Genomic DNA, 25,633 nt, shown 5'->3' with positions numbered 1-25,633 from the left:
CGGCTATTCTGGGCACATGGTCACTCCGGCGAAGACCCGCCCGGGAACTCGCGAGGAACAGCACACCGACACGGCCTCCGACACCGAGTCCCCGTGGGTGACTGTCGTCTGGGATGATCCCGTCAACCTGATGACCTACGTGACCTACGTCTTCCAGAAGTTGTTCGGCTACAGCGAGCCGCACGCCACCAAGCTGATGCTGCAGGTGCACAACGAAGGCAAGGCGGTGGTGTCGGCGGGCAGCCGCGAGTCGATGGAAGTCGACGTCTCGAAGCTGCATGCGGCAGGGCTGTGGGCGACGATGCAACACGACCGCTGAGTACGGAGCCGGGACGCAATAGTGCGCAAGTGGAAACGGGTCGACACCTCTGACGGCCCGCGCTTTCGTTCTTCGCTGGCCTCGCATGAGGCGGCCCTGCTCGAAAGCCTGGTGACGTCGATGGTGTCCATGCTCGAGGAGCGCGAATCATCCTCGCCCGCAGATGAACTCGAACAGATCACCGGCTTGAAGACCGGCAACTCGCGTCCGCCAGAGGACGAGACGATGAAGCGACTGCTGCCAGACTTCTTCCGGCCGCAGCACGACCACCCCGCCGGGTCGGGCACCGCGGAGAGCTTGAACAGCGCGCTGCGCAGCCTGCACGAGCCCGAGATCATCGCCGCCAAACGCGATGCCGCTCAACGGGTGTTGGATACGGTGCCCAACGGCGGCGGCCGGTTCGAGCTGACCGAGGCCGACGCGCACGCGTGGGCGGCCGCGGTCAACGACGTTCGCCTCGCACTGGGGACGATGCTCGACATCGGCCCGGAGGGCCCCGACCGGGTGTCGCCCGACCATCCGATGGCGGGCCATTTCGACGTCTATCAGTGGCTGACGGTTCTGCAGGAGTATCTGGTTCTCGGGCTCATGGACAAGCGGTGATGAGCGCTTGCGCGAAGAACAGAGGACGATGAGCGCTATCACCGATGTCGGCGGTATCCGCGTCGGCCAACACCACCGAATCGACCCCGACGTGACCTTGGGCGCCGGCTGGGCCAGCGGAACCACGGTGGTCTTGACGCCGCCGGGCACCATCGGCGCCGTGGACGGCCGCGGCGGTGCGCCCGGCACACGCGAGACCGATCTGCTCGACCCCATCAACTCGGTCCGCCACGTCGACGCGGTGGTCGTCACCGGCGGCAGCGCATACGGCCTCGCGGCTGCCGACGGTGTGATGGCGTGGCTGGAGGAACAGGGCCGCGGAGTCGCGATGGACGGGGGAGTCGTACCGATCGTGCCCGCCGCGGTGGTCTTCGACCTGCCGGTCGGCGGCTGGGACTGCAGACCGACCGCGGAGTTCGGTTACGCCGCAGCGGAGAGCGGATCTGAAGAGGTCGCCGTCGGCACCGTCGGTGCAGGCGTCGGCGCGCGTGTCGGCGTGCTCAAGGGCGGCGTCGGCACCGCGTCGATCACCCTCACCGACATCGGCGTCACCGTCGGGGCGCTCGTGGTGGTCAACGCTGCGGGTGACGCGGTCGACCCGAGGACCGGGCTGCCGTGGCAGGCCGACCAGATCGCCGAGTTCGGTCTGATGGCGCCACCTGCGGACCAGATCGCCGCCCACGCCGGGCGGCACACCGAGCTCAGCCCCCTCAACACCACCATTGCGGTGATCGCGACCGACGCCGCGATGAGCTCGGCCGGATGCCGCCGGGTCGCGGTCGCCGCCCACGACGGGCTTGCCCGCACGATCCGGCCGTGCCACACACCGCTCGATGGCGACACGGTGTTCGCGCTGGCCACGGGCGCCGTCGAGGTCCCTCCGGATCCCAAGACGCCCGCTTCGATGAGTCCGGAGCTGCCGTTGATCACCGCTGTCGGGGCCGCCGCGGCGGATGTGCTGGCCCGAGCGGTGCTCGTCGGCGTCCTTGCGGCAGAGTCGGTGGCCGGAATACCGACGTACCGGGACATGTTGCCCGGAGCGTTCGCAGGGCCGGCTTGAGAAAGAAGGGAGAGCGGCTGTGCTGGAGATACGCGCCGACCTCGTCGACGCCATGGTCGCGCACGCCCGCGCCGACCATCCCGACGAGGCGTGCGGGGTGCTCGCGGGCCTGGAAGGGTCCGACCGCCCGGAACGCCACGTCGCGATGCTGAACGCCGAAAGGTCGCCGACCTTCTACCGCTTTGATTCGATGGAGCAGCTCAAGGTGTGGCGAGCATTAGAAGAGGCAGGAGACGCTCCGATTGTCATCTATCACTCGCACACCGCGACCGAGGCCTACCCGAGCCGCACCGACATCTCCTACGCCTCGGAGCCCGATTCGCACTATGTCCTGGTGTCCACGCGCGACCCTGACGAGCACGAGCTGCGCAGCTACCGCATCGTCGACGGCGTCGTCACCGAGGAACCCGTCAAGATCGTCGAGCAGTATGAGAAAGGCCCGCTGACATGACAGTCACAGTTTCCGTCCCTACCATCCTGCGCACCCACACGGGCGGGGAGAAGCGCGTCACCGCATCCGGTGACACCCTGCAGGCGGTGATCAGCGATCTGGAGTCCAACTACTCGGGGATCAGCGAGCGCATCGTCGACGGTGACAAGCTGCACCGCTTCGTCAACATCTACGTCAACGACGAGGATGTGCGGTTCTCCGGTGGTCTCGACACGGCAATCTCAGACGGCGACTCGGTCACGATCTTGCCCGCCGTCGCAGGCGGCTGACTTTGACGAGGTACGACTCGCTGCTCGAGGCGCTCGGCAACACACCGCTGGTCGGTCTGCGCCGGCTGTCGCCGCGCTGGGACGACGTCGACGGCGAGCCGCATGTGCGCCTGTGGGCCAAACTCGAGGACCGCAACCCGACGGGCTCCATCAAGGACCGCCCCGCGCTCCGGATGATCGAGGCCGCCGAGCGCGACGGGTTGCTCGAACCGGGTGCCACGATCCTCGAGCCGACGAGCGGCAACACCGGTATCTCGCTGGCAATGGCCGCATTGCTCAAGGGCTACAAGATGATCTGCGTAATGCCGGAGAACACGTCGATCGAGCGTCGCCAGTTGCTCGAGTTGTACGGCGCGCGCATCATCTTCTCGCCCGCCGAGGGCGGGTCGAACACGGCTGTGGCGCATGCCAAGGACCTGGCCGCGAAGAACCCCGACTGGGTGATGCTCTACCAGTACGGCAACCCAGCCAACACCGACTCGCACTATGAAGGCACGGGTCCCGAGTTGCTGGCCGACCTGCCCGAGATCACCCACTTCGTCGCGGGGTTGGGCACCACCGGAACTCTGATGGGCACCGGTCGCTATCTGCGCGAGCACGTTCCCGATGTCACGATCGTCGCCGCCGAGCCCCGCTACGGCGAGGGCGTCTACGCGTTGCGCAACATCGACGAGGGCTTCATCCCCGAGCTGTATGACCCGCACGTCCTGACGACGAGGTACTCGGTCGGGTCGTTCGACGCGGTCAAGCGCACCCGCGAACTCGTTCAGATCGAGGGCATCTTCGCGGGCATCTCGACCGGTGCCGTGCTGCATGCCGCGCTCGGTATGGCGGCCAAGGCGGTCAAGGCGGGCGAGCGCGCCGACATCGCGTTCGTCGTCGCCGACGCCGGATGGAAGTATCTGTCGACCGGCGCGTACGCCGGTAGCCTTGACGAAGCGGAAGACGCTTTGGAAGGGCAATTATGGGCTTGACAGGACCCGGCTACACCCCGCCTGCGACGCCCAAGAAACGGCCTGCATGGGTGGTCGGCGGTGTCTCGATCGTCAGCTTCATCGCGCTGCTCTACGTCATCGAATTGTTCGACTCGCTGTCCGACCATCGCCTCGACCAGAACGGGATCCGGCCGCTGGAGACCGACGGCTTGATGGGCATCGTTTTCGCACCGCTGCTGCATTCGAACTGGGACCACTTGATCGCCAACACCATTCCGGCGTTGATCCTCGGGTTCTTGATGACGCTTGCGGGCATGTCCCGCTTCATCTTCGCGACGGCCATCGTGTGGATCCTTGGCGGCCTTGGCACCTGGCTGATCGGCAACATCGGGATGCACTGCCCCTATGTCGGCGCCCGCTGCGAGGCCAACCACATCGGCGCCTCCGGTCTGATCTTCGGCTGGCTGGCTTTCTTGATCGTGTTCGGTTTCTTCACCCGTAAGGTGTGGGAGATCGTCGTCGGCGTCGTCGTCTTGTTCGTCTACGGCGGCGTCCTGCTCGGCGTGCTGCCAGGCACCCCGGGAGTTTCGTGGCAGGGCCATCTGTGCGGCGCGATCGCCGGGGTGATCGCCGCGTACCTGCTGTCAGGGCCTGAGCGGAAGGCCCGCGAAGCCCGCAAGCGCGGCACGCAGTTGCCGAGCTACGGAACGTGACGTCGGCATTGTCGCCGGTCGGGATCTTCGATTCCGGCGTCGGCGGGCTGACCGTCGCGCGCGCGATCATCGACCAACTGCCCGACGAGGACATCATCTATGTCGGGGACACCGGCAACGGACCCTACGGCCCGCTGACCATTCCGCAGATCCGGGCCCATGCGTTGTCCATCGGTGATGATCTGGTGGAGCGTGGCGTCAAGGCGCTGGTGATCGCCTGCAACAGCGCATCGTCGGCATGCCTGCGGGATGCCCGCGAGCGGTACGCGCCGGTGCCCGTCGTCGAGGTGATCCTGCCCGCGGCGCGCCGCGCGGTGGCGACGACGCGCAACGGCCGCATCGGGGTGATCGGCACGCAGGCGACGATCGCATCGGGCGCGTATCAAGACGCGTTCGCCGCCGCCCGCGACATCGAGGTGACGGGCGTGGCGTGCCCGCGGTTCGTCGACTTCGTCGAGCGCGGCGTCACCAGCGGGAGACAGGTTCTAGGCCTTGCGGAGGGCTACCTCGAACCGCTGCAGCGCGCCGACGTCGACACGTTGGTTCTGGGCTGCACTCACTATCCGATGTTGTCGGGACTCATCCAACTGGCGATGGGCGAGGCGGTCACTTTGGTGTCGAGCGCCGAGGAGACGGCGAAGGACTTGCTGCGTGTGCTGACCGAACTCGATTTACTTCGCCCGCATGACGCGCCGCGGTCGCAACGACAGTTCGAGGCGACCGGTGACCCTGAGGCCTTCACCACTCTGGCGGCCCGATTCCTTGGTCCGACTCTCGACGGTGTTCGACCTGTTCAGCGTCACGGCGAAGCGCAATGATGACGTTCCGTCACTAAAGCGGTCATGTTTTCGTCATCGGGATAGTGGGCATGGCAAGCTAGTGGGCGTGCGAATCACCGTACTCGGTTGCTCCGGCAGTGTTGTCGGGCCTGATTCGCCAGCGTCCGGGTATCTGTTGACTTCTCCTGACGCTCCTCCGTTGGTCATCGATTTCGGCGGCGGCGTACTGGGCGCGCTGCAGCGCCACGCGGACCCCAACTCGGTTCACGTGTTGCTGTCGCACCTCCACGCCGACCACTGCCTCGATCTGCCCGGCCTGTTCGTGTGGCGTCGCTACCACCCGTCGCCTGCGCCGGAGCGCGGCCTCATGTTCGGCCCCAAGAAGACGTGGGCGCGCCTCGGTGCGGCGTCGTCACCCGAAGGGGCCGAGATCGACGATTTCAGCGATATTTTCGACATCCGGCACTGGGTCGACAGGCAGGCCGTGCAGATCGGTTCCTTGACCGTCGAGCCGCGGCTGGTGTGTCACCCGACGGAGTCCTACGGGATGCGGATCACCGATCCGTCGGGCGCGACGTTCGTCTACAGCGGCGACACCGGTGCGTGCGACGCGCTCGTGGACCTGGCGCGCGGTGCCGACGTTTTCCTGTGCGAGGCGTCCTGGACGCATGATCCGTCGCGGCCGCCGAACCTTCACCTGTCCGGCGCGGAGGCCGGTCAGGCCGCGGCGCGCGCGGGTGTCGCCGAGCTGTTGCTGACCCACATTCCGCCGTGGACGTCGCGTGAGGACGTGATCAGCGAGGCGAAAGCCGAGTTCGACGGGCCCGTGCACGCGGTGGTGTGCGGAGAGTCCTTCCCTGTCAGTCGGCATTGATGACAGGGGCACCGGCTAGGGTTGGCCCGTGTCCAGACGAGAAGACGGCCGGCTCGACGACGAGCTGCGTCCGGTGGTCATCACCCGCGGCTTCACCTCTCACCCGGCCGGATCGGTACTCGTGGAGTTCGGTCAGACGCGGGTCATGTGCACGGCGAGCGTCACCGAAGGCGTGCCGCGCTGGCGCAAGGGCTCGGGACAGGGCTGGCTGACTGCGGAGTACGCGATGCTGCCCGCGGCCACCCACGATCGGTCCGACCGTGAATCTGTCAAGGGTCGCGTCGGGGGTCGCACTCAGGAGATCAGCCGCTTGATCGGACGGTCGCTGCGCGCGTGCATCGACCTGGCGGCGCTCGGCGAGAACACCATTGCCATCGACTGCGATGTGCTCCAGGCCGACGGCGGAACCCGGACGGCCGCCATCACCGGTGCGTATGTGGCGCTGGCCGACGCAGTGACGTGGTTGGCGGCGGGTGGCAAGCTCGCCGACCCGCGGCCGCTGTCGTGCGCGATCGCCGCGGTGAGCGTCGGTGTGGTGGACGGACGCGTCCGCACCGACCTGCCCTACACCGAGGACTCCCGCGCCGAGGTGGACATGAACGTCGTCGCCACCGACACCGGCACGCTCGTCGAGATCCAAGGGACGGGCGAAGGCGCCACGTTCCCGCGCTCGACGTTGGACAAGCTGCTCGACGCGGCGCTCGCCGCGTGCGAGCAGTTGTTCGCGATTCAGCGGGAGGCGCTTGAGAAGCCGTATCCGGGCGAACTTCCCGAGTCCGATACCCCCGCGAAGAAGGCGTTCGGAAGCTGACCCAGCTGTTGGTGGCGAGTCGCAACGCCAAGAAGCTCGCGGAGTTGCGGCGCGTGCTCGATGCCGCGGGGGTCTCAGGACTGACATTGTTGTCGCTCGATGATGTCGCCCCCTTCGACGAGGCGCCCGAAACCGGTGCGACGTTCGAAGAGAATGCCTTGGCGAAGGCGCGCGACACATTTCGGGCGACTGGGCTGGCGAGCGTCGCCGACGATTCCGGGTTGGAGGTCGACGCGCTCAACGGCATGCCCGGTGTGTTGTCAGCGCGGTGGGCCGGAGTACACGGGGACGACGCCGCGAACACCGCGCTGCTGCTGGCGCAGATTCGCGATGTGCCCGACGAGCGGCGCGGAGGCGCGTTCGTCTCGGCGTGTGCGCTGGTGTCTTCGTCAGGGGAGATGGTCGTGCGCGGCACCTGGCGGGGCAGCATCGGACGAGAACCCCGGGGCGACAGCGGATTCGGCTATGACCCGGTGTTCATTCCAGACGGGTCGACCCGGACGGCCGCGGAGTTGACGCCGGAGGAGAAGGATGCGGCGTCACATCGCGGTCGGGCGCTGTCGCTGTTGGTGCCCGCGCTGCGCGACCTCGTGTAGTGATGCAGCAGGTAAGCCAACGGGATCGTCGCCGCGAGCGTCGCGGCGTAGAGACCGGCGAGTGATCCGGTGAACAGCGGCCACCGCAGCACCACATTCATCACGACAGCCATCACGACCACGTGCACGAGGAAGATCTCATAGGAGATCTCGCCGAGCCACACCATCGGTCGGCTGCCGAGTATCCGGGTATAGATCCCGCGGGAGCCGACCACGACCGTGCCGACCACAAGTGTCGAGATCGCGGCGTAGAAAAGCGACTTGGTGATGGGAACCCAGGTCGGATCCGTGCCGACGATGACACCGCCGATCGGCGTGGCGACGGTTAGGAACAGGGCGACGGCCAAAGGCAGTGTCGCGCGGGAATTCCACCGCACACCCCGAACAGCGAGCACGGCCGACGCCATGCCGCCGGTGAAGCAGGCGAGATGAGCGGGCAACCATATGCCGGCCGAGTTCGGTAGCAGCTCGGTGGTGTTGGCGACGACCAGCCAGGCAGGGGTGACGGCCGTCAAAGCGGCCAACCTGGTCAGCACCGCGGCGGGTCTGTTGGGGCGTTGCCGCAACAGCAGATAGGCCAGAGCGGGGAGGGCGGCGTAGAAAGCGATCTCGACTGCCAGGCTCCACATCTGCGACAGCCCTGGGTGCAGGTAGGTGAAAAGGTAGTCGTCGGTGTAGATCTGGGTCAGCGTGAGATAACGAAGCAACCCGTGCCACGTCTGGCCGGGGTTGGGGCCGGGGGCGAAGACGGTGAACACGGCGAAGGTCGCCAACACGACCACCGAATAGGCGGGCATGATCCGGCGCAGCCGATGCCGGGCATAGCGGCCGAGCGAGGGTGACGGGGAGGCGGTGGCCGCCGCAGCCGCCCACGGTCGGAACAGCAGGAAGCCCGAGAGCGCGAAGAACATGGCGACGCCGATGTCGAAGCGTGCGTAGATCGCGCCGAGGTAGCCGTTGGTTAGTTCACCGGTGGCGAAGGCGGCATGTGTGGCGACCACGAGAAGCGCCGCAACGGCTCGCATGCCGGTGAGCGCGGGGACATGAGTTCGCGGGGCGCTGCGCTGCTGCGCGCGGTGGCCGCACGCCTGCAGGCTGGCTGACACTGCGTCGAGTGTAGCTAGATCCCGTACTTGGCCTTGATGTCTCTGGTCTGGAAATGCTCGACGATGATGCCGACCAGCGGGATGGTGCCTGCCAGCAGCACGCCGATGGTCTTGGCGATCGGCCAGCGCACCTTGACCGCGAGGTTGGCGGTGAAGAGCAGGTAGACGAAATAGACCCAGCCGTGGACGACCGCGATCCAGTTCAGGCCCTCGACGTTGTAGACGTACTTCGCGACCATCTCGTAGCAGAGCAGGATGAGCCACAAACCGGTGGTCCAGGCCATCACGCGATAGCCGAGCAGCGCCTTGCGGAGGTTCTCGACGGGGACGGTCGGGGCGGGTGTGTCGGTCACAATTCCTTGTCTTTCTCGGCCAGGTCGGCAAGGTAGGCGTTGTACTCCCGCAGCGCGGGGTCGTCGTCGGTAGGTCTCACGGGCTTGGGTCGATCGGGCAGCAGGCCCGCAGGGAGCTCGGTGGTCGCATCACGGTGAACCGGCTCGGAAGGGGCGTCTTCGAGGCGGACGAACTTGTAGTAGCCGTAGACGCAGAAGCCGGCGAACGCAGGCCATTGCAGCGCGTAGCCGAGGTTCTGGAAGGTGCCGGACGCGGACTCGAAGCGGGTCCACTGCCACCAGGCCAGAGCCAGGCAACCTGCGGCGGCGATGACGACCAGCACGATGAGTGCCGGTCTCCTACGCCGTGTAGTGGACACCATCCAACGGTACCGCGCTAGTGTTGATGGGCTCACGCGCGAGTGGCGAAATTGGCAGACGCCCGGGCTTTAGGTGCCCGTGTCTTCGGACGTGGGGGTTCGAGTCCCCCCTCGCGCACGCGACATACCGGCGAAATCTGCATCACGGTCGTGAACGGCCTCACGTGACAGCCCTGTCGCAGAACTCGGTGTGCCACCGCCGACCTTTCTCCGGCGTTTGAGAAGGCCCACTCCGGGCAAGATCAAACGCATGAAAACTTTCGTTCGTCGCATCGCGTCCGTCGCCGCGGCCGGCTTGGCGCCGCTGGCGTTCGTCACTGTGATCTCGCCCGCCGTCAGCCACGCGGACTGTGCCCTGGGCACAGAATGGTGGGATCCCATCGCCAACGTGTGCCGTCCCACCGGTGCTCCGATGAAGGACTGTCTCCCCACGGGCTGGTGGGATCCGACGATCATGGACTGCCGGCCCTTCTAGCACCGCGGCCGGCGCAAGCAAAGTTCTCCCTCCCACGCGAAATGTGACCGGCATCGGAGCTTCGCGGCGGTACATTCGCGCAATGACGCCCCAAGGCGACAAACCAGCGTCGACACCGTGTTCGGCGGCAAAGCTGCTTGCTCGTGGCAGGCCGGTGCAGTCGGCGATCGCGTTGGCCGAATCGCTCACGGCCTTGCCGTTGATCGGTAGTCGACTCGGACCACTGGTCACCATGGCCGCCATCGGAGCGTGGGGGTCGCGCATGGTGCCGCGCGCGGTCGGCGAGATCCGGCAGCAGCGGGAACAACCGGCGACCGCCGAAGAACCGACGGTCGACGAACCGCCGGCGCCGGTGCCCCTCCTCGCGGAGGTCTGCAGTGCTTCTCTGAAGGGCATCATCGGCGACCTCGACGGTGTTTCGTGGCCGTTGCCGCAGCGCTTGGCGCCCGCGTTTCGCATGGTCGAGCAGCGACGCCGCTATGTGCACAAGACCGCCGTGCGCTATGGCCCGCACGACGGTCACCTGCTGGATGTGTGGCGCCTGCCCGAACTTCCGAAAGCCCCCGCGCCCGTTGTGATCTTCGTTCCCGGTGGCGCATGGGTGCACGGCAGTCGCACCTTCCAGGGTTCGGCGCTGATGTCCCATCTCGCTGCTGCGGGGTGGGTGTGTCTGGCGATCGACTATCGGGTATCGCCTCGGAACCGCTGGCCTCGACACGTGATGGACGTCAAGGCCGCGATCGCCTGGGCCCGCGCCAACGTCGACCGCTACGGCGGTGACCGCGACTTCGTCACCATCGCGGGGTGCTCGGCCGGCGGCCATCTGGCATCTCTGGCCGCGTTGACCCCGGGCGACTCCTGCTTCGAGGGCGAATTGGAGACCGGTTCGAACACGACGGTGAACGCCGCCGTCTCGATCTACGGGCGCTACGACTGGCACGATCGGTCCACTCCCGAGCGTGACGGGTTCGTCGACTTCCTCGAGAACATCGTGGTTCAACGCAGCTACGAACGCCACCAAGACATCTACCTCGATGCGTCTCCGATCGCGCGCACGACCGACGGCGCACCACCGTTCTTCGTCGTCCACGGAAGCTCAGACTTCGTCATCCCAGTGGCACAGGCGAGAACGTTCGTCGACCAACTCCGCGCCACCTCACGAGAGACGGTCGGATACCTCGAGCTGCCGGGAGCTCAGCACGGCTTCGATCTCATCGACGGGAGCTGTACGGGCCCCGCCTGCACCTCGATCGGTCTGTTCCTCAACGAGATTCATCGACGTCGCACGCTTGCCGCTGTCTCGTGAGCTGATCGTTGTGAAGCGCCTGAGCGGCTACGACGCCATGCTCTTGTACAGCGAGACGCCTGAGGTGCACACGCACACCATGAAGATCGCCGTCATCGACGGCGGGCCGTCCGGCCTGGCCTTCGACACCTTCCGTGAACTGGTGCGGCAACGCCTTCCGCTGATGGATCCGCTGCGCTACCGGATGATCGACATCTCCCGAAAACTCCACCATCCGATGTGGCTGGAGAATTGTGATGTCGAGCTGGACTACCACCTGCGACGCAGGCAGGTGCCAGGGGACGGCGGCAGGCGCAGCCTCGCCGGGGTGATCGGCGACATCGCCAGCACGGCGCTGGACCGCAACCGCCCGCTATGGGAATTCCACTTCGTCGAAGGGCTGCAAGACAATCGCATCGCCGTCGTGGGGAAGGTGCATCATTCGCTCGCCGACGGCGTCGCGTCGGCGAACCTCATGGCACGGGCGATGGCATACGCGCCCGGCGAGTCTGTGCCGGTAGCAAGCCCGGATCCGATGCCGACGCCGCGTGAGTTGATCGGTGCGGCGGCGCGTGACCACATCGGACAGATCGGCCGACTGCCGGCCCTCATCGGCTATACCGCAACTGGCATGACGAGAGTGATTCGAAGGTCCCTGAGCCGCAATCGACATCCATCGATCACCAGCGGCTTGAACGCGCCCGATACCTTCATGAACCACGTGGTTTCTCCTCAGCGGGAGTACGCCAGCGCGACCCTGTCGCTGGCCGACGTGAAGGAGGCCGGCAAGGCACTCGGCATCACCATCAACACACTCGTTCTCGCGGTGGCGGCGGGCGCGCTTCGGGAGCTGCTGTTGCGCTACGACGGACACGCGGACGAACCGATCGTCGCCTCCGTGCCGTCGAGCCTGGACCTGTCTCCGGATCGCTACGCAGGCAACGAACTCGGCGGCATGGTGGTGACGCTGCCGGTTCAGGTGGACGATACCCTCGAGCGCACGCGGCTGACGAGACTCGCAGCCGACGTGGCCAAGGAGAATTACCGTCTGCTCGGCCCGGAGTTCTCCGCGAGGTGGATGGAGTTCCTGCCGCCGGCGCTGGCACCTGCGGTGTTCGCCAGATCCGCGCGGCGAGAGGCAAAGCTGCGGGTGTTCAACGTGCCTGTCTCGAACGTGCCTGGACCGCGCGAACGCGGGCGGTTCGGCGACATCGTGCTCAACGAGCTGTATTCGGTCGGACCGCTGACAGCCGGCTGTGGACTCAACATCACCGTGTGGAGCTATGTCGACCAGTTCAACATCTCTGTGCTCGCCGACGACCGAACCGTGCGCGATCCCCATGAAGTCACCGACGCACTGGTCCGCTCATTCGGTGAGATCCGCCGGGCCGCAGGCTTTTCGCCCACTCTGACTTCGGTGCCCACCGCCATGGAACTCGCGGCGCCGTCGTCCGGCTAGTCGACCGTTATCTCACCCATCTCGCCCCAACCGTTCGCGTCGATCTCATGACTGATGATGAGAGGCGTCGACGTCAGGAGCGCGGGCGCCTCGGCGACGAAATTCTCGAAGTGCTCGCTCGTGACGTGCTGGTTGCCGGCGTCGCCGTCGCGGAAGCCCTCCACGAGAACGTATTCCGAGGGATCCTCGACGCTGCGTGACCAGTCGAAGAACAGATTGCCCGCCTCGTTACGGGTGGCTGCGGTGAACCCGGCCACCCTGTCCAGGAAGCTCTCGATGTATTCGGGCTTCGGCTTGAACTTGACGACGATGAAGATCATCGGTCAGGCGATCTGCTGAACCTCGCGGTCCTCGGCCTGCTTGCTGAAGCACACGAGACTGGCTGCGAACGTCAACAGCGCCGCGACGCCTGCGGCGGCCGGCCACACGGCATCCGACGCACCCCAACTCGCGAGGCATACCGCGATTGCGATAACCGAGGCCAGGTTCAAGAACAGTCCGGTGGTGGCAAGTGCCTCGGACACGGGCGCGTCGGCGGATGCAGGGCGCTCACCCATGACGATCTCCTAGCTAATGACCAACGATCGGGACGGCACTGATTTGCCCCGTATCGGCGGCATCGAAACCTAACAGTCCAGAGGCAGGTTCGCTGTCACTGCACCCGGCTCGTCACTTGTCGTGCACAGGAAATCCATGCTGTTCAGCCAACTCGCGTAGCTGCTTGAGGGCGTGGCGGCGGCCGCGGCCGGCCTCGGGCACGAAGATGCCTGCCCAGAGGCCCTCGGCTCCTGGCGTCTTGCAAGCCTCCCGAGCGCATGCCCATCGGCGCGGGCACGCACGGCAGAGCGCTTTGGCGCCGTCGTCGGCGATTGTCGTCCAACGGTCGGGGTCGCTCGTGCAGGCGAACGTCGACTCGTCTTCCAAAAGCATGGGGTGCATGGACTTCTTCGCCTTCCCCTCGGGCTGTGGCCCACAATACGGGTGTATTGCGGTTGCAATATGACCGTACTGTAGACACCATACGGTTGTATTGTCTACTGTTGGGCCTGTGACCACCGAGAATGAGGGACCGTGACCGTGCTTCCGGACGCCCAGCGCGTCCGCCCGGGTACCTCTCCCGCAGAACGAATCCGCAATGCGGCGATGAAGAGCTTCGCGACACATGGCTTCACCAACACATCCCTGCGCGCGGTTGCGTCGGCAGCCGGTGTGTCACTTGGTTTGGTGCAACACCATTTCGCCACGAAAGAGGGTTTGATCAAGGCGGTGGACGACTACGTCCTCACCGTGGTGATAACCCAGATCACACAGGAGATACCGGCCAGCACATCGGACTCTGTCGCCGAAATCGGCGATCGAGTGACCCGGATGATCTCCGAGCTGCCGGACATCGTCGACTATGTCGGACGTGCGTTGATCGACGGCCGACCAGTCGGCTACACGATCTTCGACGCCCTGCTGAATTCCGGCACCGCTCGCTGGAATCAACGCGGCGAACGCGGCGAGACCCGACCAGATCTCGATCTGACGTGGGCTGCGGTCAACTCACTCGTGCTGGCTCTCGGCACTTTCATCCTGCGCGGCCACATCGAACGCAATCTGCCCGAGCCGCTGACCAGTCCCGCTCAATTGCAACGGTGGCATGCTTCGGTCACCATGCTGCTGCGCGAAGGGTTGTTCCGTCGCCCCGAGTAGTCGTCAAACCCGCTCGCCGACAATCCGTTTCCGGTATGTCGACGGCGTCTCACCGCTGAACTGGGTGAACGCGCGGGTGAACGAGCTCAGGCTGTCGAAACCGACCGCAGTCGACGTCTCCTGCACCGCCTGCCCTGGTGAGGCCAGGAGTGCCATCGCGCGCAGCATGCGGGCGTGCAGCAGGTAGGTGCGCCATGAGAGCCCGAGTTGATCGTGGAAGAGGCGGCGGAGAGTGCGTTCGGACACCGCGACCGCGCGGCTCACCTGATCCGCTGTCGCCGACTGCAGGTGCTTCTTGGTGTAGTTCATCGCCGCGGCGACGATGGGATGCTCGGACGTCGGAAGGCTCAGCGGCGCTTCATGGTCCAGCGCCTCGGTCACCAGGTCGGCAAGGGTCCGGAAGAAGGCGTCGGAGATGTCGTCACCGTGTGGGCGATCGATCGGCCAGCGCAGCGCATAGATCATCATCTCGCGGATGAGCGGCGAGACCGCGAGTATTCGGGCGCGGTCGCGGCCGGTCGGGATCATCTGACCGTCGAACATCACCGCGATGGTCCGCACATCGGGAGACATCGTCGCCTGGTGTTCGAGCCCGGCGGGGATCCAGGCCGCCTGCTGGGGTGGCAGGAGGTAGTGCGCCGAGGCGGTCTCGACCTCGACGACACCGCCGATCGCGTACTCGATCTGGTGCACTTCGTGCGAATGCCAGCCGGTGATCAGGCCTTCGCCCTGATACAGGTAGCTTCCGCCGAGCGCCCGCCCCCCGCGACGCAGCTCGATGACCCGTCCGGGGCGGTTGGCCGTTACGGTGCCCAGATCGCTGTTGGCCGTTCCGGGCAAATCTCTGTCCGAAAGCGCAGAGCCGGTCATGCCCGTAGACGGTACTACTAGGTTATGCGGACCGATGACCTGATCCTGGTGAGCATCGACGACCACGTCGTCGAACCGCCCGACATGTTCCTCAACCATGTGCCTGCCAAGTACAAAGCAGAGGCGCCGATCGTCGTTACCGACGACAAGGGCGTCGACCAGTGGATGTATCAGGGCAGGCCACAGGGCGTCAGCGGCCTCAACGCCGTGGTGTCATGGCCGGCAGAGGAGTGGGGCCGCGACCCCGCCGGCTTCGCCGAGATGCGGCCGGGCGTCTACGACGTCCACGAGCGTGTCCGCGACATGAACCGCAACGGCATCCTCGCGTCGATGTGCTTCCCGACGTTCACCGGATTCTCCGCGCGTCATCTCAACATGCACCGCGAGGACGTCACGCTGGTGATGGTGTCGGCCTACAACGACTGGCACATCGACGAGTGGGCGGGCAGCTACCCCGACCGATTCATCCCGATCGCGGTGCTGCCGACATGGAACCCCGAGGCGATGTGCACCGAGATCCGCCGCGTCGCCGCCAAGGGCTGCCGTGCCGTCACGATGCCGGAACTGCCTCACCTGGAAGGCCTTCCCAGCTATCACGACGACGAATACTGGGGACCGGTGTTTCGTACCCTGTCCGAGGAGAACGTGGTGATGTGCCTGCACATCGGCACCGGCTTCGGGGCGATCAGCATGGCGCCCAACGCACCGATCGACAACCTGATCATCCTCGCCACCCAGGTGTCGGCGATGTGCGCACAGGATCTGCTGTGGGGACCGGCGATGCGCAACTATCCGGATCTGAAGTTCGCGTTCTCCGAGGGGGGCATCGGCTGGATTCCGTTCTACCTCGACCGCAGCGACCGGCATTACACGAACCAGAAGTGGTTGCGGCGAGACTTCGGCGACAAGCTGCCGAGCGACGTGTTCCGCGAGCACTCGCTGGCCTGCTATGTCACCGACAAGACGTCGTTGAAGCTGCGCCATGAGATCGGCATCGACATCATCGCGTGGGAGTGCGACTATCCGCACTCCGACTGCTTCTGGCCCGATGCGCCCGAACAGGTGCTGGCCGAGTTGACCGCCGCGGGTGCCGACGACACCGACATCAACAAGATCACCTGGCAGAACTCGTGCCGGTTCTTCGGTTGGGATCCGTTCAAGCTGACCCCGAAGGAGCAGGCGACGACGGGCGCGCTGCGCGCCAAGGCTGCCGACGTCGACGTCTCGATCCGGCCCCGCAAGGAGTGGGCGCGGCTTTACGCGCAGAAGCAGCTCGCCAACACCACGTGATCGGCTAGGCGTCGATGACGACGGTCAGCGCGTTGCCGTCGCGCTCGACCCGCATGCCCGCTTTGCGAGCGACCGCTGCGACCTTCGCCGCGCTGTCGGGTTCAGCCCTGCTGGTGACGAGCGCCCGCGCGAGCCTGCCCTTGTGCGCCTTGTTGAAGTGGCTGACCACTGTGCGCTCACCGTCGGCGTTCTCGGAGACGACGTCCACGTCCACCGCGGCGGGCAGCCTGCCCAAAGCCGCGTAGGAACCCGACCGCAGATCTACGACGAGTTCCTCGGCGATATCGGCCAGCACCGCCTCGAGGCCGGGGCGCCAGCGCGCGGCGAGCGTTCCCCTGCCTGGCAGCTTCGACGACGCCGAAAGTCGGTAGGCGGGGATGGGGTCGTCGGCGCGCAGCAGCCCGAACAGTGCCGATCCCACCGCCAGTCGCGCGCGGGCACGAGAATATGCTGTGTAAGTGAGAGATTCGACGTCGAGCGCGTCGTACAGCACTCCCGTATACCGGTTGATCGCCGGCAGCGTCGGCGCGTCGTTGAGGGCCGTGTTGCGCTCGATCTCGTGATCCTGCGACGCCGAGATCCCGAGCGCGCGCCTGCATGCCGGGGGATCGCCGGCCAGGGCGACCAATTAGTCGACGAGCGCGGCGCGGACCGGATTCAGCTCGGCGAAACTCAGAGTGTCAAGCCTCAGCGGCGGCCCCTCGCCTCCGGCTCGCTTGGTCTCCGACGGCGGCAGCAACACGATCACGAGCGAAAAGGCTAGCGGTAACCGCCCGGGTCGTATCTTTACAAAGATGCGGATCATCGACGCTGACGGACACGTCGCCGAAGGGGCATCGTTGGCGCTCGAGGCTTTGCGGCGCTGGCCGAACCACATAGTCGTGCGGACCGACTCGCCCGGCCTGGTGATCGAGGGCCGCAACTATCCGGAATCCAGCGGGCCCGGCGCGGGCTGCCCGACACAACACGGCATCTCCGCTGCGGAGGGCATCAACTGCCGGTCGGCCGAGGGTGTCCTTGGCGACGCCGACCGCGACCAGATCGACACGATGGTGCTCTATCCAAGCCTCGGGCTCTGCACGCCGACGCTCGAAGACCCCGAGTTCGCCGCGGGCTTCGCGCGGCTCTACAACGAGTGGATCGCGGACTACTGCGGATCATCGGGCGGCCGTCTGCACGGTATAGCCGTCACCCCGATCGAGCACGGCGAAGTGGCTGTCGACATCATGCGTGAGGCCAAGGATCTCGGGCTGGTCGCCACCCACGTCCCACCCGCACTGAGAATGCGCAACCTCGACCATCCTGACCTCGACCCGTTTTATGCGGCGGCGGTCGAACTGGAAATGCCGCTCGGGATCCACGGCGCACCGGGCGTGCATCTACCGAAAATCGGCGTCGACCGGTTTACCAACTACATTCAGGTGCACTGCATCAGCTTTCCGTTCGACCAGATGACGGCGATGACCGCACTGGTATCAGGGGGTGTTTTCGATCGCCACCCCGAACTCCGGGTGGCGTTCCTCGAAGCGGGTGTGGGCTGGGTGCCGTTCTTCATCGACCGGCTGCATGAGCACTTCGAGAAGCGTGGCGACTGGATCGAAGGCGGCTGGCAACGCGATCCGCAGGAGTATCTGGAGGCGGGCAACATCTGGGCGACGTGCGAGCCCGAGGAACCCATTCTCCCGGGCGTCATCGACGTCCTTGGCGACGACTTCATCATGTTCGCCAGCGACTATCCGCACTGGGACGGCGAATGGCCGGAGAGCACGAAGCATCTGCGAACGCGACCCGACATCACCGAGGACACGCGCGCGAAGATCGGCGGGCTGAACGCGCAACGCTTCTACGGCCTCAACTAGTCACCACGTGACCGGCACCCCGAGCATGCCTGGATGCCGCCCCCCTTCGCCCGTCTCGCTATTTTTGCTATTTTAGAGGCCGGACTGCCGATGAGGGGTGAGCAGATTGGCCAAGACGGACTGGACGCCACTTCCGGTGCCGTGGGCGGTTCAGTCCGTGGACAGGATCCCGAAGCAGCGCTACTACGACCCGGAGTTCTATGCGCTGGAGTCAGAGCTCTTCTGGCCCCGCGTCTGGCAGATGGCATGCCGGTTGGAGGAGATCCCGAAACCCGGCGACTTCGTCGAGTACGAGATTCTCGATCAGTCGGTCGTCGTGGTCCGGGTCGACGCATCCACTGTGCGCGCCTATTACAACTCCTGTCGCCACCGCGGCATGAAACTGGTGGAAGGCAGCGGGTCTCGGCGTAATCTGGTGTGCCCGTTCCACGGATGGTGCTGGGGCCTCGACGGTAGGAGCACATTCGTCCTGCGGTCCGAGGAGTTCGACGAAAGCAATTTGGGTGCGGAGGATCTCGCGCTTGCTTCGGTGCGATGCGAGCTGTGGGGCGGCTGCGCATGGATCAACCTCGATGACGATGCTCCGCCGCTGCGCGACTGCGTCGAACCCTTCGCCTCCAAACACGACGAATGGAAAGTCTCGGCCCTGCGCGTGGAGTGGTGGAAATCCTGCCTGCTGCCGGTGAACTGGAAGCTGGCGACGGCGGCGTTCATGGAGGGCTACCACGTGCCCCAGACTCATCCGCAACTGCTTCCCTCGTCGCACCACCCGGAAGCTTCGGGGGTGCACCCGCTGATCGAGACGAGCCTGTACTTCATGCGGACCCTCGGCTCCGGAATGGCCGGCATGACCCACGAGAACGATGTGCGCATCGCCGAGGGGCTGCAGAACATGTCGCTGCCGAACGATCCGACCGAGGCGATGGGAATCTGGCGGTGCGCGGTCAACGATGCCGTCACCACGTGGCACCGTGCGCGAGGCTGCGACTTTCCCGACCTCAACGACCTCGAGCGGCGCGGTGTGCTCGAGCCCATCGGCTTCTGCTTCCCGCACTACTTCCTTCTGCCCCAGTACAGCAGCGCGTCCTCCTACCGGATCCGCCCGCTCGGGCCCGAGCAGACGTTGTTCGAGGTGTGGTCACTGACCCGCTACCCGAACGACCAATCGCAAGGTAAGCCGACCGCGCCGGAGCCGCTGGCACCTGATGACCCGAGTTGGCCGATGATTCCTGCGCAGGACTTCTCGAATCTGCCCAAGCAGCAGAAAGGGCTGCACGCCAAGGGCTTCGAATACATGCGGCTTTCCGACCGCATCGAAGGGCTGATCTCCAATTACGAGCGGGTCATCGACGGCTTTCTCGCCGGTCTGCCGTATGAGCGGCTGGTGCCTGCGATTCAGAAGACGAACACGACCATCGACGTACCCGTCGCCGACCTCGGTCTTACCGAGACGGTTCCCGCCTCATGAACTGGGACAAATCTGTCGACCTGCTGATCGCGGGCAGCGGCGGCGGCGGAATGGTCGCCGCGCTGGCCGCCGTCGACGCCGGAATCGAGCCGCTGGTTGTCGAAAAGCAGGACCTGCTAGGCGGTTCCACCGGAATGTCGGGCGGCATGGTGTGGCTACCGGACAACCCGCTGATGCGCGCTGACGGCATTGCGGATTCACACGAGGACGGGCTGGCCTACTTCGACGCCGTCGTCGGTGACATCGGTGAGGCATCGTCGCCCGCCCGGCGCGAGACCTTCCTCACCGCCGGCTACCAGATGATCGACTTCCTGCTGCGTGAAGGTGTTCGGATGGTTCGCTGCCCGGGCTGGAGCGACTACTACCCGGACCACAAGGGCGGCAACTCGGCAGGCAGATCCGTAGAGGGAATTCCATGGGACTCGGCTGCGCTCGGTGTGTGGAGCGACAAAGTCCAACCCTCGATGGCCAAGAACTACGGGTTCGTGGTCAAGACCAACGAGCTGCGCTCGGTGCAGTACTTCAACCGGTCGCCGCGCGCGTTCGCCGTGGCGATGCGGGTGTTCCTGCGGACCCACCTCGCCAAGCTCCGGCGACGCGACCTGATGACCAACGGTGCGTCCATGATCGGCCAGATCCTCGAGGTGCTGATCGATGCAACGGGCGAACCGCCGGTGTGGACGAACGCCGCGATGGAGGACCTCATCGTCGAGAACGGCCGGGTGGCGGGTGCCCGGATCACCCACAACGGCTCGCCGGTGAATGTGCAGGCGCGCAAAGGAGTTCTGCTTGCGGCGGGCGGCTTCAGCCGTAACGCCGATATGCGTCGCCGGTACAGCGGTGACCAGCCCAACGACGGGAGCTGGTCGATAGCAAACGCCGGCGACACAGGGGAGGTGCTGCAGACTGCGATGAACCTGGGCGCCAAGACCGACCTGCTGGACGAGGCGTGGTGGCTGCCGATGGTTTTCCTCGCGGACCCCGGCGCCGCCTCACTCGGTTCGGGACGGCAGCGCCCGGGTGCGATCTACGTCGACGGGTCGGGCAAGCGGTTTTGCAACGAGTCGAATTCCTACGTCGAGGTCGGCAAGGCGATGTATGCGAACAAGGCGGTGCCGTGCTGGCAGGTCTTCGACGAGGGTTACGTGAGCCGGTACGTCTCGGGTGCCAACCCGCTGAAGAAGCGCACGCTGTCTCCGGCGCTGATCGAGCAGGGTGCCGTCAAGCGTGCCGAGACGGTTGCCGACCTCGCGCGACAGATCGATGTCTCACCCGATGCGCTGGAGGAAACGGTCAAGCGTTTCAACGAGTTTGCGTTGCAGGGACAGGATCCCGATTTCGGCCGGGGTCAGTCGGCCTACAACCACTGCCTTGGCGATCCTGGGTTCAAGCCCAATGCGGCGGTCGGTCCGCTCGACAAGGCGCCGTACTACGCGACGCGCGTGTTTCCCGCCGATGTCGGCACCTGCGGTGGGCTGATCACCAATGAGCACGCTCAGGTGCTCAACGAACGCGACGAGGTGATCGACGGCCTTTATGCGACGGGCAACATCACCGCGACCGTGATGGGACGTAACTATCTGGGCGCGGGTGGCAGCATCGCCAACACAATGGTGTTCGGCTATGTGGCCGCGCTGCACGCCGCGGCTCGCTAGGTTTCCTGCTCGCGCTCGATGAAATCCTTTGGCTTCAAGCCTGACTGGATGAGCTCGGCTCGCCGCTCCTGAACATCCGACGCCGCCCCGACCATGTTCGTCATGACGTGGCTCATCTGCAGGTGCACGCGCATACCCATCAGCTCATAGGCACGCTTGACGTTGCTCTTCACCGCCATCAGCGTGGTGAGCGGGATCTGGGAGACCTTTCGTGCCATCTCCTCGACGGTGTCCTCGAGCTCATCGCGCGGCACGACCTTGTTGAGCAGACCCCATTCCAGCGCCTCCTGTGCGGACAGCGTCGGGGCCAGGAGCAGCCAGTCCATCGTGCGGTGCCAGTTCATCAGCAACCACGGTTCGATCATCGTGTGTCCGCCGGGCTCGCCGAGGCTCTGCGCAAGCGGCATTTGGAAGTACGCATCCTCGGACGCGACGCAGAAATCCGTCAGGAGCCCGAGATAGATTCCACCGCCCATGCAATAGCCGTGGATCTGGCTGATTGTCGGCTTGGGGAACTCCCACAGGTACAACGTCGGCCACAGGAACAGGTCGGCCGTGCCCTTGTACAGATCCTCGAACGTGTCGCCGAAGTCGGGGTAGGGATTCTCGTCGGGTCCCCACCTGGCGACGTGACCGCCGCAGAAGCCCTTGCCGTTCGCCTTGAGAATCACGACCTTGATTCCTTTGTCGCGGTCGGCTTCACGAAGGCAGGCGTCGACTTCCTGCACCAGACTGGCATCCTTCGTGTTCGCCTTGTCCGGACGGTTGAGGATGATCCGGGCGATCGGCGGCTCACGCTCATAGATCACCGACTCCAGCTCGCGCCGCTCCAACGTCATTGGCGTACCTCCTCTACAGAATCGCGCCGCTGTCCTTGGCCGCCGAGATGTCATCCCAGTCGAGGTCGAGCTCCAGCAGGATCTCCTCGGTGTGCTGTCCATGTTCTGGAGCACGGGCCGCACGCGGAGGTGTCTCGTCGAATTGTACTGGTGCGGCGACGATCTGATACTCGACACCGTGGTCGTCGACGTTGGGGATGACGTAGCCGTTCGGAATCACCTGCGGGTCGTTGAGCGTCTCCTTCGGCGTCGCCAGCGCCGCCCACACCCCCGGCTCGTCGGCAAGTGCCTCGCGCCAGTAATCGAGATCCTCGCTGGCGAGCCTCTCGCCGACGAGCTTGCACGCCTCCTCGGCATTGGCGATGAGATTGCTCGACGGGACGAAGCGCTCGTCGGTGGCCAGCTCGGGCAGGCCGATCCGCTCGCAGAATCCCGCCCAGAACCGGTCCGGCTGCAGGAACACCATCTGCAGCCACCTGCCATCGCGGGTCTTGTAGCGATTCACCAGCGGGTTGATCGCCAGTCCCGGTGGTGCACCGGGGATCCCGTCGATGCCGAACAGGTCGGCGACCGAGATCGACGGGGCGATCGTCCACATCGCCTGGGCCAGCAATGACGAATCGACGACGGACGGCTCGCCGGTGCGTTCGCGGCGGAACAGTGCGGCGCAGACACCGCCTGCGAGTGTGATCCCGCCCTGCAGGTCGCCGAACCCCGGCCCCTGCACGGCGGGCGTCTCGGTGCCGAACGGTGTCATGGTGTAGGACACTCCGCCGCGCGACAGGTAGGTCGCGGCGTCGAAGCCGCCCTTCTCGCGGTCCGGTCCGCGTACACCGGCGCCGGTGCCGCGGGCGATGATGATGTTCGGATTGAACGAGCGGATGTCGTCGACCGTCAGCCGTGCCCGCTCCAGCGCGCCGGGACGCCAGTTGGTCAGGAACACATCGGCGGTGGCCAGCAGCCGACCGAACAGCTCGCGGCCCGTGTCGGTCTTGATGTCGATGCCGACGCTGCGTTTGCCGCGGTTGCCGATCTCGAGAATGAAGTCGACGTCGGCGCGGGCGTTCTGGCGGGTGAAGCCGCCGATCACCAGTGCGCGTCCCGGGTCACCCGCGTTGACGTCCTCCACCTTGATGACGTCGGCGCCCCAATCGGCCAGCGCGGCACCCGCAGACGGCACGTAGGTCCACGAGGCGAGCTCGACGACACGTACGCCGCTCAGAACCTGGCTCATAGCAATACCTTTCGGTCGAGTTGACTGGCGAGAATCGCGCCGACCTCTTCCAGGTAGCGGTCGGGTGGGCCGAACAAAGCGCTCCAGCCGAGCAGGCGCTTGAGATACAGGTGGGCGTCGTGCTCCCAGGTGAAGCCGATGCCGCCGAACACCTGGATCGCGGTGTCTCCGACGGCGGCCAGCCGGCCCGCGAAGGCTTTGGCGCGTATCGCGGCGAGGTGTCGCTCGGCCGGCTCGGCGCAGTCGGCCGCCCACAACGCGTGGATGACGCCGCTGCGAGCGAGTTCGACCGACTCGTACATGTCGACGCACAGATGCTGGACGGCCTGAAAGCTGCCGATCGGCTGGTCGAATTGCTTTCGCACCTTTGCGTAATCGACGGCCAGCTGCATCACCGCGTTCGCGACACCGACCGCATCGGCGGCCAGGGCGATGAGGATGTCGTCGACGAGCGCTTCGACCGCATCGGCGGGTGCATCGGCCAACCGGCGCGCGGCCACGCCGTCGAGCGTGACGTCGAACAGCTTTCGCGTCGGGTCGACGTGGGCTCGTGCCGACACGGTGACACCGCGCGAGGCGGGGTCGACGGAATAGAGTGCGGGGCCGTCCGCCCCGTCTGCGAACACCAACAAGACCGTCGCCGCGGCGACATCAGGCACGGCAGTCAGCTCGCCGTGCAGAGTCCTACGATCGGCAGAAGGCCGCGACCCGGTCACCCCGCCGACCGTGGCGACGACTGTACCGTCGGCGATTCCGGCCAGCAGCTCGCCGCCGGCGCCGGTCCGCGTCAGCGCACGGGTTGCGGCGACGGCACTCGACAACCACGGCCCGGGGTACAGCGCCGCGCCCAGCTCCTCGGCGACGACGCCGGCGTCCACCATCGTCATGCCCGCGCCCCCGTGCTCGTGGGGGACGAGCACACCCGTCGCGCCCAGCCTCGCCAGCCCGTGCCAGACATCGTCGGTGCTGCCCGTCGGGTCATCGAGCATGGGGCGTACATGTCCTGGCACACTTGCCTTCTCGGCGAGGTACTGCCGCACGGTGTCGCGCAGCGCGAGCTGCTCGTCGGTGAGTTCGAGATTCATTTGCGCGGCAACCCGAGGACGCGGGTGGCGGTGATGCCCTTGTTGATCTGCGTCGTGCCGCCCGCGATCGTCAACGAGCGGGACGACAGCCGACGGTCGATCCATCGCTGACCAGAGGGATCCGAGCCGAGGACGTCGTACGCCAGCGCCGCGAGATCCTGACCGAGCTCGGCCCAAACGCTCTTGGCCAGGCTCGCCGACCCGAGCGCGTCGCCGCCGTGCAGGGTCGCCGAGATGGATCGCTTGCACAGGAGCTCGAGATAGTTGATCCGGACTGCGAGCTCGCCGAGCCTGCGCAAGGTGGCGCGGTCCTCCAGTACCGGCCTGCCGTCGACGGCGTGTCCCGCGAGATCGGCGACGAGGTCGGTCAACTGGACCTCGACCTGCGCGTACAGCCGCGCCGCACCCGCGCGTTCATGGCTGAGCGTGGTGGTGGCGACCTGCCATCCCGCGTCGAGCGGACCGAGCAGGGCGTCGGCGGGCACTCGCACATCGTTGAAGAACACCTCGGCGAAATCGGCCGCGCCGTTGAGCGTGACCAGCGGGCGAGCTTCGATGCCGGGCAGCCGCATGTCCACGATGAGGCAGGAGATGCCTTTGTGCTTGGGTGCCTCGGCGTCGGTGCGCACATACAGCTGACACCAATCGGCGCGGTGTCCGAGTGACGTCCAGATCTTCTGACCGTTGACCACGAAATCGTCGCCGTCGCGAATTGCGCGCGTGCGCAGTGACGCCAGATCGGAGCCGGCCTCGGGCTCCGACATGCCTTGGCACCAGATGTCGTCGGCACGCACCATGCGCGGGAGCAGCGTGCGCTTCTGCGTATCGGTGCCGTAGTGCATGATCGCGGGCGCGATGTTGTTCATGCCGATCACGTTGAGCGGCATAGGAGCTCGCGCGCGTGTCGTTTCCTCGGCGTAGACAAGTTGCTCGAGGACCGTCGCGCCGCGGCCGCCGTATTCGTCCGGCCAGGACACCGCACCCCAGCCCGCGTCGGCCACCGCGGCGTCCCACGCGCGCAGCGTGTCGAAGGCGTCGGGGTCACGTCCGCGGTGCCGGTCGGCCTCCTTCACGTCCTCGGTCATATTGGCCGACAGCCACGTGCGCAGCTCCTTGCGGAACTGCTCCACCTCCGCCGGATATGAGAAGTCCACGCTGTCCTGTCCAGATCGGGCCGATTGGCATCTTTAT

General features: G+C 66.0%; 29 protein-coding genes, 1 tRNA gene and 2 pseudogenes. 20 read left to right on the top strand and 12 right to left on the bottom strand.

Translation table 11 applies throughout. The features are described 5' to 3' along the window. Positions 1-16 precede the first annotated feature (16 nt). The 11 genes from clpS to rdgB all read left to right on the top strand — a co-directional run bounded on the left by clpS (position 17) and on the right by rdgB (position 7,410). Positions 17-319: an ATP-dependent Clp protease adapter ClpS gene (clpS, locus tag C6A82_RS19165; protein WP_105349383.1), complete on the top strand. Its 303-nt coding sequence runs from the start codon at positions 17-19 to the stop codon at positions 317-319. Positions 320-340: 21 nt separating this feature from the next. Further along, a complete protein-coding gene (locus C6A82_RS19160) occupies positions 341-922 on the top strand; it encodes a DUF2017 domain-containing protein (RefSeq protein ID WP_105349384.1) in 582 nt (193 codons plus the stop codon). A gap of 28 nt (positions 923-950) precedes the next feature. Further along, positions 951-1,982: a P1 family peptidase gene (locus C6A82_RS19155; protein WP_105349385.1), complete on the top strand. Its 1,032-nt coding sequence runs from the start codon at positions 951-953 to the stop codon at positions 1,980-1,982. Between the two features lie 19 nt (positions 1,983-2,001). Then, positions 2,002-2,433, top strand: a complete 432-nt coding sequence (locus C6A82_RS19150; protein WP_105349386.1) for a Mov34/MPN/PAD-1 family protein — start codon at positions 2,002-2,004, stop codon at positions 2,431-2,433. Further along, entirely contained in the window at positions 2,430-2,702 is a 273-nt protein-coding gene (locus C6A82_RS19145) for a MoaD/ThiS family protein (protein ID WP_105349387.1), read from the top strand. Before C6A82_RS19150 ends, C6A82_RS19145 begins: the two co-directional genes overlap by 4 nt. A gap of 2 nt (positions 2,703-2,704) precedes the next feature. Beyond that, positions 2,705-3,676 carry a cysteine synthase gene (locus tag C6A82_RS19140; RefSeq protein ID WP_105349388.1) on the top strand — a complete coding sequence of 324 codons (972 nt, stop codon included), beginning with the start codon at positions 2,705-2,707 and terminating at the stop codon, positions 3,674-3,676. Continuing rightward, positions 3,667-4,350, top strand: coding sequence for a rhomboid family intramembrane serine protease (locus C6A82_RS19135; RefSeq protein ID WP_105349389.1), 684 nt, complete (start codon positions 3,667-3,669; stop codon positions 4,348-4,350). Before C6A82_RS19140 ends, C6A82_RS19135 begins: the two co-directional genes overlap by 10 nt. After that, entirely contained in the window at positions 4,347-5,168 is an 822-nt protein-coding gene (gene murI / locus C6A82_RS19130) for a glutamate racemase (RefSeq protein WP_105349390.1), read from the top strand. The genes C6A82_RS19135 and murI overlap by 4 nt, the downstream gene beginning before the upstream one ends. 61 nt (positions 5,169-5,229) lie before the next feature. Beyond that, a complete protein-coding gene (locus C6A82_RS19125; protein ID WP_105349391.1) occupies positions 5,230-6,003 on the top strand; it encodes a cyclic nucleotide-degrading phosphodiesterase in 774 nt (257 codons plus the stop codon). Between the two features lie 28 nt (positions 6,004-6,031). Beyond that, positions 6,032-6,814: a ribonuclease PH gene (rph, locus tag C6A82_RS19120; protein WP_105349392.1), complete on the top strand. Its 783-nt coding sequence runs from the start codon at positions 6,032-6,034 to the stop codon at positions 6,812-6,814. Continuing rightward, a complete protein-coding gene (gene rdgB, locus C6A82_RS19115) occupies positions 6,811-7,410 on the top strand; it encodes an RdgB/HAM1 family non-canonical purine NTP pyrophosphatase (RefSeq protein ID WP_105349393.1) in 600 nt (199 codons plus the stop codon). Before rph ends, rdgB begins: the two co-directional genes overlap by 4 nt. Positions 7,411-7,424: 14 nt before the next feature. Here the strand turns inward: rdgB and C6A82_RS19110 are convergent. The 3 genes and pseudogenes from C6A82_RS19110 to C6A82_RS19100 form a co-directional block, all read right to left on the bottom strand. Next, positions 7,425-8,435, bottom strand: a pseudogene (locus C6A82_RS19110) (acyltransferase family protein); the annotation flags it as partial. A 95-nt stretch (positions 8,436-8,530) separates the two neighbouring features. Next, on the bottom strand, positions 8,531-8,800 hold the full coding sequence (locus tag C6A82_RS19105; RefSeq protein ID WP_105349426.1) for a DUF3817 domain-containing protein: 270 nt from the start codon (positions 8,798-8,800) through the stop codon (positions 8,531-8,533). Between the two features lie 65 nt (positions 8,801-8,865). Beyond that, entirely contained in the window at positions 8,866-9,228 is a 363-nt protein-coding gene (locus C6A82_RS19100) for a hypothetical protein (RefSeq protein ID WP_105349427.1), read from the bottom strand. Between the two features lie 36 nt (positions 9,229-9,264). Here C6A82_RS19100 and C6A82_RS19095 point away from each other — a divergent pair. The 4 genes from C6A82_RS19095 to C6A82_RS19080 all read left to right on the top strand — a co-directional run bounded on the left by C6A82_RS19095 (position 9,265) and on the right by C6A82_RS19080 (position 12,447). Continuing rightward, a tRNA-Leu gene (locus C6A82_RS19095) sits at positions 9,265-9,346 on the top strand. Between the two features lie 132 nt (positions 9,347-9,478). Beyond that, on the top strand, positions 9,479-9,703 hold the full coding sequence (locus C6A82_RS19090) for a hypothetical protein (protein WP_105349394.1): 225 nt from the start codon (positions 9,479-9,481) through the stop codon (positions 9,701-9,703). Positions 9,704-9,785: 82 nt separating this feature from the next. Beyond that, positions 9,786-11,009 (top strand): alpha/beta hydrolase, encoded by a 1,224-nt coding sequence (locus C6A82_RS19085; protein ID WP_105349395.1) that lies wholly within the window; start codon positions 9,786-9,788, stop codon positions 11,007-11,009. 10 nt (positions 11,010-11,019) lie between these two features. Then, complete coding sequence (locus C6A82_RS19080; protein WP_105349428.1) at positions 11,020-12,447, top strand: wax ester/triacylglycerol synthase family O-acyltransferase; 1,428 nt, start codon at positions 11,020-11,022, stop codon at positions 12,445-12,447. Here C6A82_RS19080 and C6A82_RS19075 read toward each other — a convergent pair. The 3 genes from C6A82_RS19075 to C6A82_RS19065 form a co-directional block, all read right to left on the bottom strand. Continuing rightward, the gene (locus C6A82_RS19075) at positions 12,444-12,767 is read right to left on the bottom strand and encodes a putative quinol monooxygenase (RefSeq protein ID WP_105349396.1); all 324 of its coding nucleotides are present in this window, start codon (positions 12,765-12,767) and stop codon (positions 12,444-12,446) included. The genes C6A82_RS19080 and C6A82_RS19075 overlap by 4 nt on opposite strands. 3 nt (positions 12,768-12,770) lie before the next feature. Continuing rightward, positions 12,771-13,004, bottom strand: coding sequence for a hypothetical protein (locus tag C6A82_RS19070; RefSeq protein WP_105349397.1), 234 nt, complete (start codon positions 13,002-13,004; stop codon positions 12,771-12,773). A 112-nt stretch (positions 13,005-13,116) separates the two neighbouring features. Continuing rightward, entirely contained in the window at positions 13,117-13,386 is a 270-nt protein-coding gene (locus tag C6A82_RS19065) for a WhiB family transcriptional regulator (RefSeq protein WP_142406069.1), read from the bottom strand. Positions 13,387-13,518: 132 nt separating this feature from the next. On the opposite strand from C6A82_RS19065, the gene C6A82_RS19060 reads away from it, so the two are divergent. After that, entirely contained in the window at positions 13,519-14,142 is a 624-nt protein-coding gene (locus C6A82_RS19060) for a TetR/AcrR family transcriptional regulator (RefSeq protein ID WP_255419283.1), read from the top strand. Between the two features lie 3 nt (positions 14,143-14,145). Here the strand turns inward: C6A82_RS19060 and C6A82_RS19055 are convergent, their stop codons facing one another. Continuing rightward, positions 14,146-15,012 carry a helix-turn-helix transcriptional regulator gene (locus C6A82_RS19055; protein ID WP_105349398.1) on the bottom strand — a complete coding sequence of 289 codons (867 nt, stop codon included), beginning with the start codon at positions 15,010-15,012 and terminating at the stop codon, positions 14,146-14,148. A gap of 24 nt (positions 15,013-15,036) precedes the next feature. Between C6A82_RS19055 and C6A82_RS19050 the strand changes: the two genes are divergently transcribed. Then, complete coding sequence (locus tag C6A82_RS19050; RefSeq protein WP_105349399.1) at positions 15,037-16,302, top strand: amidohydrolase family protein; 1,266 nt, start codon at positions 15,037-15,039, stop codon at positions 16,300-16,302. 4 nt (positions 16,303-16,306) lie between these two features. Here the strand turns inward: C6A82_RS19050 and yaaA are convergent. Further along, positions 16,307-17,050: pseudogene (gene yaaA, locus C6A82_RS19045) on the bottom strand (peroxide stress protein YaaA). 46 nt (positions 17,051-17,096) lie between these two features. Here yaaA and C6A82_RS19040 point away from each other — a divergent pair. From C6A82_RS19040 to C6A82_RS19030, 3 genes are all read left to right on the top strand, one after another. Then, positions 17,097-18,161, top strand: a complete 1,065-nt coding sequence (locus C6A82_RS19040) for an amidohydrolase family protein (protein ID WP_105349400.1) — start codon at positions 17,097-17,099, stop codon at positions 18,159-18,161. 106 nt (positions 18,162-18,267) lie between these two features. Continuing rightward, positions 18,268-19,629: a Rieske 2Fe-2S domain-containing protein gene (locus C6A82_RS19035; protein ID WP_105349431.1), complete on the top strand. Its 1,362-nt coding sequence runs from the start codon at positions 18,268-18,270 to the stop codon at positions 19,627-19,629. Continuing rightward, the gene (locus C6A82_RS19030; protein WP_105349401.1) at positions 19,626-21,284 is read left to right on the top strand and encodes an FAD-binding protein; all 1,659 of its coding nucleotides are present in this window, start codon (positions 19,626-19,628) and stop codon (positions 21,282-21,284) included. The genes C6A82_RS19035 and C6A82_RS19030 overlap by 4 nt, the downstream gene beginning before the upstream one ends. On the opposite strand, the gene C6A82_RS19025 is transcribed toward C6A82_RS19030, so the two are convergent. From C6A82_RS19025 to C6A82_RS19010, 4 genes are read right to left on the bottom strand one after another with little or no spacing between them, the layout of a single operon-like run. After that, positions 21,281-22,123 carry an enoyl-CoA hydratase/isomerase family protein gene (locus C6A82_RS19025; RefSeq protein ID WP_199193995.1) on the bottom strand — a complete coding sequence of 281 codons (843 nt, stop codon included), beginning with the start codon at positions 22,121-22,123 and terminating at the stop codon, positions 21,281-21,283. The two genes, C6A82_RS19030 and C6A82_RS19025, sit on opposite strands and share 4 nt — an antisense overlap. 13 nt (positions 22,124-22,136) lie before the next feature. Next, positions 22,137-23,357: a CaiB/BaiF CoA-transferase family protein gene (locus C6A82_RS19020; RefSeq protein WP_105349402.1), complete on the bottom strand. Its 1,221-nt coding sequence runs from the start codon at positions 23,355-23,357 to the stop codon at positions 22,137-22,139. Beyond that, entirely contained in the window at positions 23,354-24,442 is a 1,089-nt protein-coding gene (locus tag C6A82_RS19015) for an acyl-CoA dehydrogenase family protein (protein WP_105349403.1), read from the bottom strand. Before C6A82_RS19015 ends, C6A82_RS19020 begins: the two co-directional genes overlap by 4 nt. Continuing rightward, positions 24,439-25,596: an acyl-CoA dehydrogenase family protein gene (locus C6A82_RS19010; RefSeq protein WP_105349404.1), complete on the bottom strand. Its 1,158-nt coding sequence runs from the start codon at positions 25,594-25,596 to the stop codon at positions 24,439-24,441. The genes C6A82_RS19015 and C6A82_RS19010 overlap by 4 nt, the downstream gene beginning before the upstream one ends. Positions 25,597-25,633: the final 37 nt, after the last annotated feature.

It is taken from the genome of Mycobacterium sp. ITM-2016-00318 (genome assembly GCF_002968285.2).
Taxonomy (GTDB): domain Bacteria; phylum Actinomycetota; class Actinomycetes; order Mycobacteriales; family Mycobacteriaceae; genus Mycobacterium.
The sequence above is the reverse complement of the archived record's forward strand: the minus strand, read 5'-3'. Positions and strand labels throughout refer to the sequence as shown.